At 46.2% G+C, this 17498-nt stretch carries 8 protein-coding genes; all 8 read left to right on the top strand.

Translation table 11 applies throughout. The annotated features are described in order from the left end of the window. The first annotated feature begins 35 nt into the window (after positions 1-35). The 8 genes from GJR95_RS23875 (at position 36) to GJR95_RS23840 (ending at position 17475) form a co-directional block, all read left to right on the top strand. Complete coding sequence (locus GJR95_RS23875; protein ID WP_162388249.1) at positions 36-3377, top strand: TonB-dependent receptor; 3342 nt, start codon at positions 36-38, stop codon at positions 3375-3377. A 25-nt stretch (positions 3378-3402) separates the two neighbouring features. Next, positions 3403-5274 (top strand): RagB/SusD family nutrient uptake outer membrane protein, encoded by a 1872-nt coding sequence (locus GJR95_RS23870; protein WP_162388248.1) that lies wholly within the window; start codon positions 3403-3405, stop codon positions 5272-5274. An 87-nt stretch (positions 5275-5361) separates the two neighbouring features. Next, the gene (locus GJR95_RS23865) at positions 5362-6732 is read left to right on the top strand and encodes a 3-keto-disaccharide hydrolase (protein WP_162388247.1); all 1371 of its coding nucleotides are present in this window, start codon (positions 5362-5364) and stop codon (positions 6730-6732) included. A gap of 151 nt (positions 6733-6883) precedes the next feature. Further along, a complete protein-coding gene (locus GJR95_RS23860; RefSeq protein ID WP_162388246.1) occupies positions 6884-8590 on the top strand; it encodes a hypothetical protein in 1707 nt (568 codons plus the stop codon). Between the two features lie 13 nt (positions 8591-8603). Next, positions 8604-10985, top strand: a complete 2382-nt coding sequence (locus GJR95_RS23855; protein WP_162388245.1) for a GH92 family glycosyl hydrolase — start codon at positions 8604-8606, stop codon at positions 10983-10985. Between the two features lie 83 nt (positions 10986-11068). Next, the gene (locus GJR95_RS23850; RefSeq protein ID WP_162388244.1) at positions 11069-13075 is read left to right on the top strand and encodes an NPCBM/NEW2 domain-containing protein; all 2007 of its coding nucleotides are present in this window, start codon (positions 11069-11071) and stop codon (positions 13073-13075) included. Between the two features lie 13 nt (positions 13076-13088). After that, positions 13089-15338: a DUF7133 domain-containing protein gene (locus tag GJR95_RS23845; protein WP_162388243.1), complete on the top strand. Its 2250-nt coding sequence runs from the start codon at positions 13089-13091 to the stop codon at positions 15336-15338. A 130-nt stretch (positions 15339-15468) separates the two neighbouring features. Beyond that, on the top strand, positions 15469-17475 hold the full coding sequence (locus GJR95_RS23840) for an NPCBM/NEW2 domain-containing protein (RefSeq protein ID WP_162388242.1): 2007 nt from the start codon (positions 15469-15471) through the stop codon (positions 17473-17475). The last annotated feature ends 23 nt before the right edge of the window (positions 17476-17498 follow it).

The raw sequence follows: 17498 nt of genomic DNA, 5'->3' as shown, positions 1-17498 counted from the left end.
TATTCCTACTCTCTAATCGAAAACTAAATAAATCCATGAAAAACCTGCTACGAATTTTTAGGGCAGAAAGTAAATTCCTGCAAATAGTATTCTTGCAGCTTGTTCTATCGGTAGTTTTTTGGGGCATATCCAGCGCTAATGGTGGATATGCTCAGGAATTACTCAATAAGCGAATTAGCCTGAAGGTCGAAAATCGATCCATCAAACAGGTTTTAAATGAGATTGAGAAATCAGCCGAGATTCGATTTATCTACAGTTCAAGCCTTATTCGATCAGAACGAAAAATAACGCTTACACTCGATAATTCAACATTAGGTGAAGTTCTCGAAAACATCCTTAAACCACTACAATTAGAGTATAAAGTATTAGGCAGACAGATCGTGTTAAATCGCGCTGAATTAAAAACAAGCTCTATTCAGAATGCAGGCCCAAGTTTGGTAATAGAAAATCCGGTCGATATGCCCATTAAAGGCACTGTGAAAGATGAAAAAGGCGAACCGATCATTGGGGCCAGTATCATTATTAAAGGCTTGAACAAAGGTACGACTACTGATGTTGACGGGAAATTTTTACTTTCTGTCCCGAACCAAAATGCTGAGCTGATTTTTAGTTTTATTGGATATGAATCGCAGAGTATTTCGGTTAGGAATAGGACAACTTTTGATGTTGTTTTAAAAACAGACTTAAAGCAATTAGACGAAATTGTCGTAGTAGGCTATGGCGAGATAAAAAAAACAGATTTAACGGGGGCTGTTGCGTCGATTCAATCAAAAGATATTACCCGAGCCAATCCAGTTGTTGCAGCTAGGGCTATTCAGGGGCAAGTAGCGGGGGCCACTGTAACCAAATCGAGTAATAAACCCGGTGCTGGCTATAGTATTACGATTCGTGGTGAAAACACGATCAATAACTCAACTGAGCCATTAATCGTCATTGATGGCTTGATTGGTGGAGACCTGAACAACCTGAACCCGAATGATATTCAATCGATGGACGTATTGAAAGATGCCTCCTCAACTGCCATTTACGGGGCACGGGGCGCCAATGGCGTAGTCATTGTCACAACGAAAAAAGGACTTTCGGGCAAGCCCAGAGTGAGCTATGATAGCTACGTTGGTCTGAAAACACCAGCACATATCCCCCGATTAATGAACGCTCAGGAGTTCTATAAGGCAACGTATACTGACCGCGTTCTGGAGGGTGCTACAGGAGCTACGTTTACAGTTGCCGAATTAGATAATATAAAAAACGGAAAATCAACCGATTGGGTAGGTTTGATTACCCACCAGGCACTTCAAATGAGTCATAATTTAAGTGTATCGGGAGGCAGCGATAAAACGACCTACCGTTTCTCGGGTGGGTATTTAAACGAAAATGGTAACGTGCTCTCTACAGGGTTTAAGCGCTACAACTTAAATGCAGGTTTAGATAGTAAGCTAGGAAATCGGTTCAAGGTAGGTTTCACCTCCTATTTGACGTACAGCAACCAGGATGTGGGCTCTCAGGAATCGTTACGGGGCGCTTACCGGGCTCGGCCAACGGGCGTAGCCTATTATAATGACATCGCCAATCCATCTGAAAACGGAGATATCAACGTTGATGGTCTTGCCTTTTGGATGGGGATAAACGATAAACAGGTACCAAATCCATTAGCCGATGTTGATCCAAACAACTCCAAGCTTCAAACGACTGTGATGACCGCTCTGGGCAATGCCTATGCCGAAGTTTCACTACTCAAAGGCTTAACCTTTCGCACATCATTATCAGCGTCCTATAGTGCGACAAAAATAGGTGATTTCAGAGGCCAATGGACAAAATCGCAGATTGGAGCCAAGCCAAGAGCCCAATATGATAATAAAACAATGGGCAATTATACGATTGATAATATACTGAACTATAATCTCGATTTAGGGAAGCATAAAATCTTAGTTACGGGCTTACAAAGTGCCTTTTATCAACGCAACGAAACCTATACGATAGCGGCTAAAGACCTGCCTTATGGGTCAGATTGGTATGCGCTGTCGACAGGAACAATTACTTCGTATGGCAGTACCCTTACCGAACGTTCGCTTCTTTCCTTTATGGGGCGGGTTAATTATGCATATAATGACAAATATTTATTGACCGTAACGGGACGTTCAGATGCGGCCTCGCAACTGGCAGAAGGTAATAAATGGGCATTTTTCCCGTCGGTAGCCCTAGCCTGGCGAATGGGCGATGAGCCATTTATCAGTAAGCTGAATGTGTTCTCCAACCTCAAAATGCGACTCAGCTATGGCCAGGTGGGTAATTCAACCGTCAACCCATACAGCACACAAGCGACATTACTCAACACAGGCTATGATTTTGATGGCACCGCTGCGTATGGATTTGCGCCTGCTACGTTGGCAAACAAAGATCTGCGCTGGGAACGAAGTAAGGAATTTAACCTGGGTATCGACTTTGGCTTCTTTAAAAACCGGATTGCAGCTTCGCTCGAATTATACAATCGGAAAACGGTTGACTTGATTCTCAACCAGAAAATTCCAACTGTAACCGGGTTTAGTCAGGTGGTAGCCAATGTGGGCACTATAGAGAATAAAGGTATTGAGCTTACCCTCAATACAGTCAACATTGCTAAAGATGATTTTAGCTGGAACACTACGTTTGCTTTCACGCTAAACAGGAACAAACTCCTGTCGTTGTATGGCGATGGTCAAACCGTTGATAAAGGAAACAAACTCTTTGTTGGCTCCCCTATCCGATCAAACTTTGATTATCAGTTTGCCGGTATCTGGCAAACTGCCGACAAAGATTTAGCCGCTAAATACAAACAGGAGCCAGGTTCAGTGCGGGTAACCGATCAGAACAACGATGGCCAGATTTCGTCGACCGATGCCATCGACGACCGGGTAGTACTTGGTACGCAACTGCCCAACTGGATTTTGGGAGTTACCAACCGCTTCAAATACAAAAACCTGGATTTCTCTTTCTTTACGTATTATCGAAATGGCGTTCAATACAACAACAGCACCCTGTCGGGAACTTTTGGTGAAATGAACAGCACGCGGTATAACAAACTGGCGTCGCTGGATTACTGGCGGAGTGATAATCCATCCAATACCTATTTTGGCGTCGTAGCGGCCAATCCTTACCGGAGCGCCATCAATTATCAGGATGCCAGCTTTCTACGAATTTCTGACATTACGCTGGGCTACACCTTACCCAGAAAAGCACTCGATGGCCTGAAAATTTCAAATGCTCGTTTTTATACGCAGATCCTGAATCCATTTGTGTTCACCAAGTTCACTGGATTTGACCCTGAATTTAATTCAGCAATCTATCAGGATGATGTCCCATCTGCCGTCTACTCGTTGGGCGTAAATGTCAGCTTCTAACCTCGAACCCACTAACAGAACCACAATGAAATCAATACGATATATACGGTTCAACATGTTCACCATCACACTGATGTGTATGGTTGTAACTGGTTGTAAAGAGGACTTTTTGGTTGAAAAACCAGTGACTACCCTCACAACCGACGTTTATTATTCAACAGAAGCTGGCTTCGAAGATTTAGTCAGATCGTGCTATCCGTTGTTGCGAAATATTCACCAGGCTCGCACCCTTGTTTTAAATGGTACGGATATTTTTTCACAGACTGGTTTTAGCGATCCAAAGTTTGCAACTCTAACGACTAGTGCTCTGGAACACTACGATGTTCGACTGAATGCTACATTAACCGATTTGCAAACCCTCTGGACGTTACTTTATGCCGAAATCGCCCGCACCAATACCGTCGTTAGTCGCGCTGATGGTATTTCAACCATGACGGCTGATGCCAAAGCCGTGCGGGTTTCGGAAGCTAAGTTTTTACGAGCGTTATCTTATTTCTATCTGGTTCAACAATGGGGTGATGTGCCCATGCCACTTACCGAAACACTCAGCCCGAGTAAAGACGCAAAGCGGGTAGCTTCAGCAGATGTATACAAACAAATCCTTACTGACTTAGTTGACGCAGAAACGAAACTCCCGGTTACGGCCGGTAATTACGGTCGGGTCACAAAGGGGGCTGCTCAGTTTTTACTTTCCCGCGTCTATCTAACGCGAGGCTGGAACTTCAACAATTCGCTGGGTGGTTCGGCTGCCGATTTTGATCTGGCTCTCCAATATGCCGATAAAATCATCGATGCTTATCCGTTGGCAACCACCTACAGCTCATTGTTTCCGACGCGTTCAGAAAATCCGCTGAAACAATACACGGGTGCTCAAAATGATAAAAACCCTGAAATCGTTTTTGCCGTACAGTATAACCCCGATGTGTTGACCAATAAAACTGACCCGGCTTTTACGCAGGATGTTGCTGGTGGCAACAATTTACATTCTGTTTTTGGAGGTAGTGGTGATAGCTATCCGGGTACAAAAGGCAGAACAACGGATTACAACCGGTATCAACCCTATCATGTGACCAATCCGGCAATGTATCGACTCTTTGACCCGGAGAATGACTCCCGCTACGATCTTAATTTTGTGGAAGTGGGTTATGCCTTATTACCTGTCGCCGGGTTTAAACCGCTGCCTGTCGTTAATCCTAACCTTAAAATTGACATAAAAGCAGGCGACACCGTTGTGTATTTCCGACCCTGGAATAAACCTGCCGTTTCATTAGCCGATCGGGGAGTTGATCTGGGTGGTAAAAAGAATTATTCAGTTGTGAATGTCGATGAATACAGCGGTGGGTACGGATTCGTGAACGGAAGTGCCGTAAACGTGAGTGGGTTTCCAGGCGACCAGCCTTTGATGTGGAAATTCTGGCAGCCGGGCATAGCCTACGGCGATGCATTTGGCACCTTCAACGAAGCCATTTTCCGGTCGGCAGAAGCGTATTTAATGGCTGCTGAAGCCATTGTAAAAGGAGCGAAAGGTGGTAAGCTAGGCGGTGCAGAGGTCTATTATAACAAAGTGCTGGACCGGGCATTGGTCAAAAAAGGAATTGATCCGCAATGCGCGAAGAGTCCGGAGAATGTTAAATCACTGGAAGCGGTGTCGTATCGTGCCACATCAGCGAATATAACGATAGACCTGATTCTAGACGAACGGGCCCGCGAATTGATGGGTGAGTATTCAAGATGGTTCGACTTGAAACGGACCGGCAAACTGGTTGAACGGGTAAAAAAATATAACCCTTGGGCTGCTAAAAGTGCCTCGATAGCAGATAAACACAATCTGCGGCCAATTCCACAAGGTGAGATCGACTTGTCGTATCCTGCCATGCCGCAGAATCCCGGTTATTAAGATTAGCTAAGAGACAATCGATAGCGCGAACGTCCGCTCGGCGGCCCGGCTCGTTCGTGCTATCGCAGACACAACCCCATATATAGAATGAAATTTACTCTCTCACTAGCCTTATTTTCACTTCTTGCAATCAATTCCTTTGCCCAGGCAAAATGGATAGACCTCTTTAATGGAACCGATCTAAAAGGCTGGGTAAAGCGCAATGGCAATGCTGACTACAAGATTGTTAATAAAGCGATTGTCGGCGTTTCGCAGATGAACACGCCCAATACATTCCTGTGTACAGAGGCAACCTACGGCGATTTCGTACTGGAGTTGGATGTTAAAGTGGATCCGGGTTTAAATTCTGGCATTCAAATCAGAAGCCTGAGTGACCCTTCAATTATGAATGGGCGTGTACACGGTTATCAGGTTGAAATCGATCCGGGCGACCGGGCCTGGAGTGGCGGCATTTTCGACGAATCCCGGACGGGCTGGCTCTATCCGTTGTCGATCAACCCTCAGGGGCAAAAAGCGTTCCAGGTTGGGCAATGGAACAAGTACCATATAGAAGCCATTGGTCCCCGACTAAGAACCTGGATCAACGGAATCCCCTGCGCGAATCTGCTTGACTCACAAACAGCCCGTGGAATAATTGCCCTACAGGTTCATCAAATCAAAAAAGAAGAACAAAAAGGACTTACCGTTCAGTGGCGAAATATCCGAATTGCAACCGAAAACCTGAAGGATGCCGTTTGGCAAGGTGGCGATGCCATTGACGAAGTAAACTACCTGCCCAATCAACTGTCAGACAACGAGAAGCGAAAAGGCTGGCGTTTGCTTTGGGATGGCAAAACATCCGCAGGCTGGCGAGTAGCCAACGGCGATGCATTTCCTAAAGAAGGTTGGTCTATTCGGGATGGCGAATTGATCGTCCTGGGGTCTAAAAAAGATAGTCTACGTAAGGGTGGAGATCTTATCTCCGATCAGGCATTTGTAAACTTTGAATTAGAACTCGATTTTAAGGTATCAACAAAGGGTAATAGTGGCGTAAAATATTTCGTGGTTGAAGACCGGACCAAAAAGCCGGGCACCGGCTTAGGCCCTGAATTCCAGATTCTGGATGATAAAGAGCACCCCGATGCCAAAGAAGGTGTAAACGGCAACCGTACAACCGGCTCGCTCTATGACCTCATTACCGCTGAAAACCTCTCGGAAGGCACGACAGCAAGACGAATGAACCCGCCGGGAAAATGGAACAAACTACGAATTAAAGTCAGTGGTGGTCATGTTGAACATTGGCTTAACAACCTCAAAGCGGTAGAATACGACCGATATTCTCAGATATTCCGTAATCTGGTAGCCAAAAGCAAATATAAAACGTATCCCAATTTTGCCCAGGCAACATCCGGACATATCCTGTTCCAGGATCATGGCGATGAAGTACATTTCAGGAGTATAAAGATTCGAGAGTTTTAGTGAGGTATTGAGTCTGTTTTTTTGCCTTTGTCATTCCGACGAAAGGAGGAATCTCAACTTACAGAATAGTCGAGCTTAACCAGGCCGCCGAAGCGCATTCCTCCTTTCATCGGAATGGGCAGAAACTGCTCTCAATCAACGCTTTTCAATAATGAATAGACGGAATTTTGTAACACTCAGCGCAACGTCTCTTTGCTTGCTTCCGGCACTGGGATTTAAGAGGTTTGCCAACCGGGTTCCCGCCAAACCCGAGTGGCTGCTTGAGTGGATAAAAATCAACGACCAGCAACTGGCCAATTATAAACCCATCAAGGTAACGGACCCGGCTAATAAGTTTGTGGGTGGCTACATGAACGATATGGATATGCCGAATCCACATTCGACGAGCGGGTTTATTATGCGGGCCAGCACGCTAGTTGCCTGCCCGGAATCCACTCACTACCAATCGAAAGAGTTACTGAAAGAAGTGGAGGCTGCGGCTCGGGCTTTGCTTAAGATGCAGCACGAAGATGGCACGATTGATTTATTGGACACCAATTTCCATTCAACGCCCGACACGGCTTTCCTGTTAGAAAATATTGTTCCGGCCTATAAGTTCCTGAAGCAGGCTACTATCAACGGTTCGGAAACAATCCTCGATTTACTAAAGGCGTTTTTGAAGAAGGCGGGCGACGCTTTGAGCGTAGGTGGAATTCATACGCCAAACCACCGCTGGGTCGTATCGGCTGCTTTAACCAAATTAAACGAGGTATTTCCCGATCCCCGGTATACCAAACGCATCGATCAATGGCTCGCCGAGCATATTGACCTGGACCCCGACGGGCAATTCAATGAAAAGAGTACTAACACGTATTCGCCCATCGTCGATCGGTCGTTGATCATCATGGCCCGAGGCCTGAAAAAGCCAGAACTGTTTGAGCCGGTTCGCAAAAACTTGATGATGACGCTTTACTACGTTCACCCGAATGGCGAGGTTGTGACGGAGGCATCGAACCGGCAGGACAAGGGTACCATAGGCAACATGGCCAACTATTATTACTGCTATCGTTTTATGGCCCTGCTCGACAAAAACGGCGAAATGGGTGCTATGTGTCGGTTAATCGAGAAGACTTGTGCTAAAGAGCAACTGGCGGGCTACCTCAATTACTTTCTGGAAGACCCAACGCTCTGGAACGAACTCCCCGCCAGCAAACCCTTACCGACCAACTACGCCAAAGCCTTTCCCTATTCAGGTGTAGTTCGTATTCGGCGCGAAAATTGGGATAGCACCCTATTGTCGAACAATGCCAGTTGGCTCACCTTTCATAAGGGGAATGCCGTTTTGCAGGGTATGCGGGTGGCGGCTTCATTCTTCGGAAAAGGGCAGTTTGATTCAGCCAAGATAGCACAGCAGGGCGATACCTGGGTTATGCAGAAATCACTCGATGGCCCTTATTATCAGCCGTTTTCCAGCGACAAGATTGACCCGAACGGTGAGTGGGACAAAATGCCAAAGGCCAATCGCAGGCAGAGCGAAGTCCAAAAGCTTGACACGACGGTGAAAATAAAGGAAACAGCGAATGGATTGCAAATTGCTATCGATATAGTGGGTACAGAAGGGGTTCCGGTAGCACTTGAACTCATTTTTAGGGCGGGCGGTACGCTGGCTGGCGTAACAAAACACGCAAAGAAAGACAATGCCTATCTCTTATCGGGCCAATCGGGCTCGTATACGGTTGGTCCTGATAGTATCAAATTCGGACCGGGGACAGTCGAACACAAAGGCGTGCAGCTACGGGGAGCCCTTCCGGCTATGGATACGCCAACCGTTTATCTAACTGGGTTTACGCCGTTTCACCATACATTTTCCCTTTCGTGATAGTAAACTCAACATGCATAAATTTTCAACGTTTTTCCTCTTCTTATTGGCTAGTATTGGCGGTAGAAACAGCCATTTATTGGCTCAAAAAAACACCAGGCAACCCGTAGATTGGGTGAACCCGCTGGTTGATGCCGCCAATTCGCGCTGGTTCTTTTTTAATTCAGCCACCCGGCCATTCGGTATGGTCAACTTAAGTCCTGATAATGCCATTGATGCAGACTGGAATGCGGGCTATCGGTATGAAAAAGACAGCATTAAATGCTTTAGTCATATTCACTGCTGGCAGTTATCAGGTATTCCGGTACTGCCCACAACCGGTGAGTTTAAGGGCCATTTAGGATCAAATCAATACGGTTCCCGCTATTCGCATGCTATGGAAGTTATAAGAGCCGGATACCATAAAGTTGTTTTAGATGCATACGGCATTACGGCCGAACTGACCTCAACCACACGCGTTGGCTTTCACAAATACACCTTCCCCAAGTCAGACCTGAGTCATATCCTTTTCGATTTTTCGACCTTTTTGGGACCTTCGGATACGCAGAAAGGTCACGTAAAAAAGGTAAGTGACCAGGAACTTGAAGGGTACGCCATTATGGCTCCAACGGTTCGTCGACCCAAAACACTGACGGTTTTCTTCGCTGCTACATTCGATAAACCGTTCGAGTCATTCAGAGGTTGGCGTAACGGGAAACTGGAAGAGATAAGCAATGAGATTGATGGCGAACGGACGGGTGTATACGTTAGCTTTAAAACTCAGGCGGGCGAAGTCCGAAAAATGAAAGTCGCCATTTCGTACGTGAGTACAGAACAGGCAAGGCTCAATCTCAATACCGAATTGCCGCACTGGGATTTTGACCACACGGTCCAGGAAAGCAGAACGGATTGGAACAACTGGCTGAGCCGAATCGAAATAGAAGGGGGCACTGAAACCGAATGCAGTCGCTTCTACACCGACTTATGGCACGCTTTGCAGGGTCGACGTATAGTGTCGGACGTTAACGGGAAGTATTCCGATATGACAGGCCCGCAACAACGCATTGGCCAGATACCGCTAGATGCACAGGGCAAGCCTAAATACACGCACCATAATTCGGATTCTTTCTGGGGTGCGCAGTGGACGATCAATACCCTTTGGCATCTGGTATACCCCGAAGTAACTGAATCCTTTGTCAATTCGATAGTGATGATGTATCAGGATGGCGGGCTTATTCCACGGGGCCCTGCGGGTGGCAACTATACCTATGTGATGACCGGGGCCGCTACAACCCCTTTCATAGTCAGTGCCTATCTAAAGGGGATTAAAGGGTTCGACATTGCCAAAGCCTATGAAGGTCTGCGCAAAAATCATTTTCCCGGTGGCATGATGAGCAAAGCGGGGTATGAACACAACACGTTCAAGGGTGGTGGCATCGAATATTATATAGAGCGAGGTTACGTGCCGCACCCGTTGAGTAAAACCCGCTATGGATTCCATCAGGACGGCTCCACCCAAACGCTGGAGTATGCCTATCAGGATTATACGCTGGCACAGATGGCTAAAAAATTAGGAAAGAATGATGACTATGCCCTGTTTATGAAACGGGCAGAAAACTATAAAAAGATCTGGAATCCCGAAATAGGCTGGATGTGGAACCGAACGCTGGACGGGAAATGGGCCGAACCCGTCGATATTTTACGGTACGATAATGGCTGGGAAGAAGGAAACGCAGCCCAGTTTACATGGTTTGTGCCGCATGATGTGCAGGGTTTAATCAAGTTGATGGGCGGTCGGGAAGCTTTTACGAATAAGCTAAACAGTTCGTTTGAGACAGCAAAAAAACATGATTTCGTTTCGGGGAAATCGCACGATAAAGAAACACTGGAGGAATTACGACGGGTGTTCCTCAATTACGGCAATCAGCCGAGTATTCAAACAGCCTTTTTGTTCAACTATTCGGGTGCGCCCTGGCTCACCCAATACTGGTCGCGGCAAGTGGTTGAGAAAGTGTACAGCGGTATATCGCCCAAATACGGCTATAGTGGAGATGAAGATCAGGGGTTGATGGGTAGCTTATCTGTCCTGATGAAAACAGGAATCTTCTCAACAAATGGCGGCACATCAGCGAAGCCCTTTTATGAAATCAGCAGTCCAATTTTCAACAAAATCACCATTCATCTCAACCCAGCCTATTACAAAGGGAAGCAGTTTGTGATCGATGCCAAAAACAACTCGACCCAGAACCTCTACATTCAATCTGCCCAATTGAACGGCAAGACCCTTAACCAACCGTGGATGACACATGAAACCGTCGTAAATGGTGGAACTCTAACCCTGCAAATGGGAGCGGAACCAAATAAATCCTGGGGAAGCCAGGCGAAAGATGCCCCCGAATCCATGTCGTCGAAGTAGCATTTGTAGCGCGGCCGGGCTGGCGCACCAGCCGAAAGTAGCGCTACTAAATAAGAAATCCTTATTTTCGTAATTCTAGCTAGATGGCAAAACTTCATTTACTATTGCTTGCATTCATAGGCACGACGGTTGCTTATGCTCAGAAAACCACCACCATCTGGCTGGACGGTCTATCCATTAAATCGTTCTCGGAAGGTATACCCGCCGTGCTGCCAAAAACAAATGCGGCTGGCGATTCGATGCGCATTAATCGCCGGTATTTCAACCACGGTGTTGGCGTGAATGCGACAAGTATACTTGCGTTTTATCTGGATGGGAAAGCCACCGAATTTTCGGCGCTGGCGGGTGTAGACGACAAAGGCAACAGGGATTTGCCTCATACGTTTTACGTCGTTGCCGACCGTAAAATTTTGTTCGACAGTGGAGAAATGCGTCTGGGTGACGCACCTAAACCTGTAAACGTGAAACTAACCGGAGTTAAGCGGCTGGGATTATTAGTGAAAGTCGATGATGATGGTCGTACCAAAGTGTATTCCAACTGGGCCAATGCACAGCTGGTCATGCTGGGCAATCATCTTCCTGAAAACATACCCAATTCAGATGAAAAATACATTCTGACACCGGCTTCTCCTAAAACACCAAGAATTAATTCGGCCACCGTTTTCGGCGCTACGCCTGCCAATCCGTTTCTGTACACCATAGCCGTAACTGGCGATCGGCCCATGCAATTTTCGGCCAGAGACCTTCCCAAAGGCCTTTCTATAGACGAAAACACGGGAATCATCACAGGCAAGGTAGCAGAGCGAGGCAGGTACAAAGCGACCGTGATAGCAAAAAATGCACTCGGTGAAGCCACCCAAAAGTTGACTATAAAGATTGGCGATACCATCGCACTCACGCCCCCAATTGGCTGGAATGGCTGGAACTCCTGGGCCAGAACTATCGACCGGGAGAAGGTAATTGCCTCGGCCGACGCGATGGTGAAAATGGGATTACGTGACCACGGCTGGACCTATATCAACATCGATGATGCCTGGCAGGGAAAGCGGGGAGGGAAATTCGGAGCGATTCTCCCAAATGAAAAATTCCCCAGGTTCAGGGAAATGGTAGAGTATGTTCACAGTTTGGGTCTGAAAGTGGGGGTATACTCCACCCCGATGATCACTAGTTACGCGGGCTACATCGGTGGGTCTTCTGATGTTGAAACGGGTCAGGTAACGGATTCAATTGTTGCTAATAAACGCGCCTTTCGCTACGTAGGAAAGTACCAGTTTGACGCCAATGACGCCCAGCAAATGGCCGATTGGGGCATCGACTACCTCAAATACGATTGGCGTATCGAAGTTCCGTCAGCTGAGCGCATGTCGGTGGCCTTAAAGAAATCGGGCCGCGATATTTTATACAGCATTTCTAATTCAGCCCCTTTTGCCAATGTGAACGACTGGGCTCGTTTGACCAATTCCTACCGCACTGGCCCTGATATTCGCGACAGTTGGAACAGCCTGTTCGTGTCGGCCTTTACACTCGATAAATGGGCACCTTATGGTGGCCCAGGTCATTGGAACGACCCCGATATGATGATTGTCGGCAACGTCACTACTGGTACACAGCTCCACCCCAGCCGACTAACGCCCGATGAACAATATAGCCACGTCAGCCTATTCAGCCTGTTAGCAGCCCCATTACTGATCGGCTGCCCCATCGAACAACTCGACGCCTTTACCCTGAATCTGCTTACCAACGACGAAGTCATTGCCATTGATCAGGACCCGCTGGGTAAATCGGCCAGGTTGGTGATTAATGAAAATGGCCTGCAGATTTGGCTCAAGCCGCTGGAAGACGGCTCGTATGCCGCTGGCCTGTTCAACGTCGGGGATTTCGGTAAAACGCCGGAATCGTATTTCAGGTGGGGCGATGAAAAAACAAAATCATTCATAGTTGACTTTGCCAAAGTAGGTCTGAAAGGTAAATACAGGCTTCGCGACGTGTGGCGACAAAAAGACCTTGGCCCCTTTACAGACTCATTTAAAACGGATATACGGCATCACGGCGTTGTACTACTGCGGATGTTTCCGGAAAAACAACCTTAAATCAGTTAGAAAAATGACGAGGAAAAGACCACTTAAACAAGCATTTGCCTTATTAGTCGTGCTTTCGATTTTTATGGTAGGTTTCAGGCTCATCCCGTTTGACGAACCCAGAATTTCACTGGGAAACTATACAATAGAAGACGGTTTTCAGTTGCGTGTGATTGCTTCCGAATCGCTCCTGAAAGCTCCCGTCAGTATGGATTTTGATGATAAAGGTCGAATGTGGGTGGTCGAAATGATTGGTTATATGCCCAACCTCGAAGGGATCGGTGAGGAAGAACCGACCGGCAAGATTTCTATTTTAGAAGATGCTGATAAAGATGGCGTGGCTGACCATGCCAAGGTATTTTTAGATAAGCTCGTTCTGCCAAGGGGGGTGGCACATGTATATGGTGGACTATTGTATATAGATGGCCCCAAACTCTGGTTTGTCGAAATAAAAAACGACAGGCCCGGTAAAAAAACGTTGGTTGACCCGGTTTATGCCGAAGGTGGAAATGTAGAGCATTCGTCCAACGGGTTGATGATGAACATTGACAATTGGATTTATAACGCCAATTATAATTTCAGGTACCAGTTGAAAAATGGCAAATGGCTGAAAGAACCTACCTCAGCACGTGGCCAATGGGGAATTACAAAAGACAATTTCGGGAGGCTTTATTACAATAATAACTCCACCAATTTACAAGGGGATTATGTGCTGCCCAACAAAATAATCAGGAACAAATATTTTAAACCGTCAATCGCTGAAAATAAACGATTAGGTGCCAATAGGGTCTATCCGATTCATCAAACATCCGTAAATCGGGGCTATCAGTCTGGCGTTCTAGATGAAAAAGGTTTTCTAAAAGACGTCACTGCCGCCTGTGGGCCATTAGTGTATAGAGGTGGTATTTTTCCGGAATCCTACAATCAAAATGCGTTTGTCTGTGTTCCCGAAGCCAATCTGATCAAGCGAAATGTTCTACATTACAAGGGCCTTCAAATAACTGCTAGCCAGGCAATCGAGGGGAAAGAATTTATAGCCTCAACAGACGAAGGTTTCCGTCCGGTAAATTTGTTTAATGGTCCCGATGGCGCCATGTATGTGGTCGATATGCACAGGGGCATTATCCAGCACAAGGCTTATATTTCCCAATACCTCACCGAACAACTAGCGGGTAAAAAACTGGATACATTACAAAATGCAGGACGCATTTTAAAAGTAACCAGCAAAACAATAAAGCCCAATCCAATACCAGACTTGTCGAAGGCTTCCAGCAGCCAATTGGTGGCCTTGCTTAGCCATTCAAATGGCTGGTTGAGAGACCGTGCCCAGCAACTGTTAATCCAGAAAAAAGACCGTTCGGTTATCCATCAATTAATCAAATTGACCAGCCTAACGAATTCATTTTCAACGGCTATTCATGCACTTTATGTGTTAGATGGCCTAAACGCCCTTTCGTTTGAAAGTCTGAGTGCTCTTGTCAACCAATCAAAAAATCCCGAAACGATTGCCCATGCTGTAGGTCTTTTAGAGCGATTTTCCGCTAGGCAACACGTTGCTAAAATGAAAGCAATAAGCACGCAGTTACTAGCTCAAAATAATGAAACAATAGATCTTTATCTGTCTATGTCGCTGAGTCCCTGGCTCAACTTATCGGAAGCTACTTTTTTGCCAGTCCTCTCAGAAATAGAAAAAAAACACGCAAGTCAGGGCATTTTTCAGGAAGCGATAACGAGCGGGCTTGGTGGTAAAGAAGAGGTGTATCTAACGTCGATGAATCCAACCGATCTGCTGAAAAAGGATTTAACAACAGCGATAACGAACCGGCAGAAAAAAGAGTTAAACCCCATTTTCGTACTAGAAAAAAATAGTGTCGATAATCGAACGAAAGGCTTAAAACTGTTCAGAAGTATTTGTGCCACTTGCCACGGTGCCGATGGTAAAGGTATTCAGGATTTGGCACCGCCACTCAAAGGCTCCGAATACATTGATGGTTCGATGAAACGACTGGCTTCCATCATTTTACATGGAGTAAGTGGTCCTATTCACGTAAATGGCAAGTTGTACCAATTAAACAACGAAATGCCAGCGCTGATCAATAACAAGGAAATTAGTGATCAGGATATTGCCGACATAATTCGATTTACTCAAAACGCATTTGCGAAAGCAGGCAAAGGCATTTCTGCTGATGATGTCAAAAAAATGAGAGATAAGAAACCTTCAGGAAGCGGCATTTTCACCGAAAAACAATTGCTTGAAAGTGATTTTGAGAAATAATAAATCATGCTATCGATCTGAGAGTCAGGTGGTTAGCCGGAGTTCTTCTATTGAAAAGTGATAACCACAATAAAATTGCAACCTTTTTAAGAGCAGTACACGACAGGCAGTAAAAACTGACTAACCCAAGATGCCCAAATTCTTTACTATTCTTGGTCTGTTTATCTCAATTGGCGTCTATGCCCAAAAGACAACCATTGTCTGGCTGGACGACCTGCCTATCCAAACTTACTCGGAAGGCATTCGACCGGTACAGGCAAAGAGCAATTATAGCCATGATACGCTAGGTATAAATGGCGTGAAGTATTCAAGAGGACTGGGTGCCCAGTCTCCTTGTGTACTGGCATTTGCCCTTGATAAACAGGCTAAACGGTTTTCGGCGTTGATTGCTGCGGATGATTTAGGCAATAAAGATATTCCGCTTACTTTCTATGTACTGGGTGATGGAATAGTGCTGTTTGAAAGCAAAGCGATGAACATTGGTGATGAGCCCATTCCGGTGGAAGTTGATCTGACAGGGATAAAGCAATTAGGGCTTTTGGTAACCGATAAGATAGGCGGCATTGCAAACAAAAAAACGTACTGTAATTGGGTGAATGCACAAGTGGAAATGATAGGAAATGCATTGCCCGAGCATGTAAAAAGATCGGACAAACAATATCTGTTAACACCTCCATCATCTCAAAAACCAAGAATCAACTCGGCGAATCTGTTTGGTGCAACCTCCGGTAACCCTTTCCTATATACCATTGCTGCAACGGGCGACCGACCCATGCAATTTTCGGCCAGCGGGCTTCCTAAAGGGCTTTCGTTGGATGAAAAAACAGGAATTATTACGGGAAAAGTAGCGCAGCGAGGTACGTATGTAGCGACGCTCAACGCAAGAAATGCTTTGGGCAAAGCCACCAAACAATTAACCATCAAGATTGGCGATACCATTGCCCTCACCCCCCCAATTGGCTGGAATGGCTGGAATGCCTGGGAAACTCAGATCGACCGAGAAAAGGTCATTGCCTCCGCCGACGCGATGGTAAAAACTGGTTTACGTGACCACGGCTGGACCTATATTAACATCGATGATGCCTGGCAAGGCGTGAGAACAGGGCCGCTAACTGCTCTTCAACCGAATGAAAAGTTTCCAAAGTTAAAGGAGATGGTGGATTACATCCACTCGCTTGGATTGAAATCGGGACTTTATTCTACGCCCTATATTTCAAGTTATGCGGGGTACGTCGGCGCCGGATCTGACTTTGAAACCGGCGGTGAAACACATGAGTCAATTATCGCCAACCGACGGGCATTCAATCATATACCCAAGTACCGTTTTGAAGCCAACGACGCCCGGCAAATGGCTGAATGGGGGATTGATTTCCTGAAATATGACTGGCGCATTGACGTCAATTCGACCGAGCGAATGTCTACTGCCCTGAAGCAATCAGGACGGGATATCGTGTTTAGTATATCCAATAATGCCCCATTTGAAAAAGTAACGGATTGGGCCCATCTATCAACTATGTATCGTACTGGCCCCGATATAAAAGATAGCTGGACAAGCCTTTTTCTGACGTCATTTTCACTTGACAGATGGAGCGAGTTTTCAGGCCCTGGTCATTGGGCCGACCCTGATATGATGATTGTAGGCAAGGTGTCTATCGGGCCTGTCCTGCACGATACCCGCCTAACTCCCGACGAACAGTACAGCCATGTCAGTTTGTTCAGCTTGTTGGCGGCTCCGCTGCTGATCGGTTGCCCCATTGAGCAATTGGACGCCTTTACCCTGAATTTGTTGGCAAACGATGAAGTCATTGAGATCAATCAAGACCCAATGGGTAAAGCCGCAAGGCTAGTCAAGGATGAAAATGGCGTCCAAATTTGGATTAAACCGTTAAAAGATAGCTCGTATGCCGTCGGCGTGTTTAACACAGCAGACTTTGGCAAAACACCCCAATCGTACTTCCATTGGGGCAACGAAACAGCGAAATCATTCACGTTTGATTTCGCTAAAGTTGGCCTGAAAGGTAATTACAGGCTGCGTGACGTATGGCGGCAGAAAGATCTGGGCACTTTTACCAAATCGTATCAAATCGACATTCGACATCATGGTGTGGTCATGTTGAAGCTGGTTTCAAGTAAGTAATATCAAAAGGTTAAGTGTCAAGG

The sequence above is a fragment of the Spirosoma endbachense genome (genome assembly GCF_010233585.1).
In the GTDB taxonomy this organism is placed as follows: domain Bacteria; phylum Bacteroidota; class Bacteroidia; order Cytophagales; family Spirosomataceae; genus Spirosoma; species Spirosoma endbachense.
Note: the sequence above shows the minus strand (reverse complement) of the source record. Positions and strands in the feature narration are given on the sequence as shown.

Coding starts and splice junctions, on each gene's coding strand:
- GJR95_RS23875 (WP_162388249.1), top strand. CDS start 36: ATGAAAAACCTGCTACGAATTTTTAGGGCAGAAAGTAAATTCCTGCAA.
- GJR95_RS23870 (WP_162388248.1), top strand. CDS start 3,403: ATGAAATCAATACGATATATACGGTTCAACATGTTCACCATCACACTG.
- GJR95_RS23865 (WP_162388247.1), top strand. CDS start 5,362: ATGAAATTTACTCTCTCACTAGCCTTATTTTCACTTCTTGCAATCAAT.
- GJR95_RS23860 (WP_162388246.1), top strand. CDS start 6,884: ATGAATAGACGGAATTTTGTAACACTCAGCGCAACGTCTCTTTGCTTG.
- GJR95_RS23855 (WP_162388245.1), top strand. CDS start 8,604: ATGCATAAATTTTCAACGTTTTTCCTCTTCTTATTGGCTAGTATTGGC.
- GJR95_RS23850 (WP_162388244.1), top strand. CDS start 11,069: ATGGCAAAACTTCATTTACTATTGCTTGCATTCATAGGCACGACGGTT.
- GJR95_RS23845 (WP_162388243.1), top strand. CDS start 13,089: ATGACGAGGAAAAGACCACTTAAACAAGCATTTGCCTTATTAGTCGTG.
- GJR95_RS23840 (WP_162388242.1), top strand. CDS start 15,469: ATGCCCAAATTCTTTACTATTCTTGGTCTGTTTATCTCAATTGGCGTC.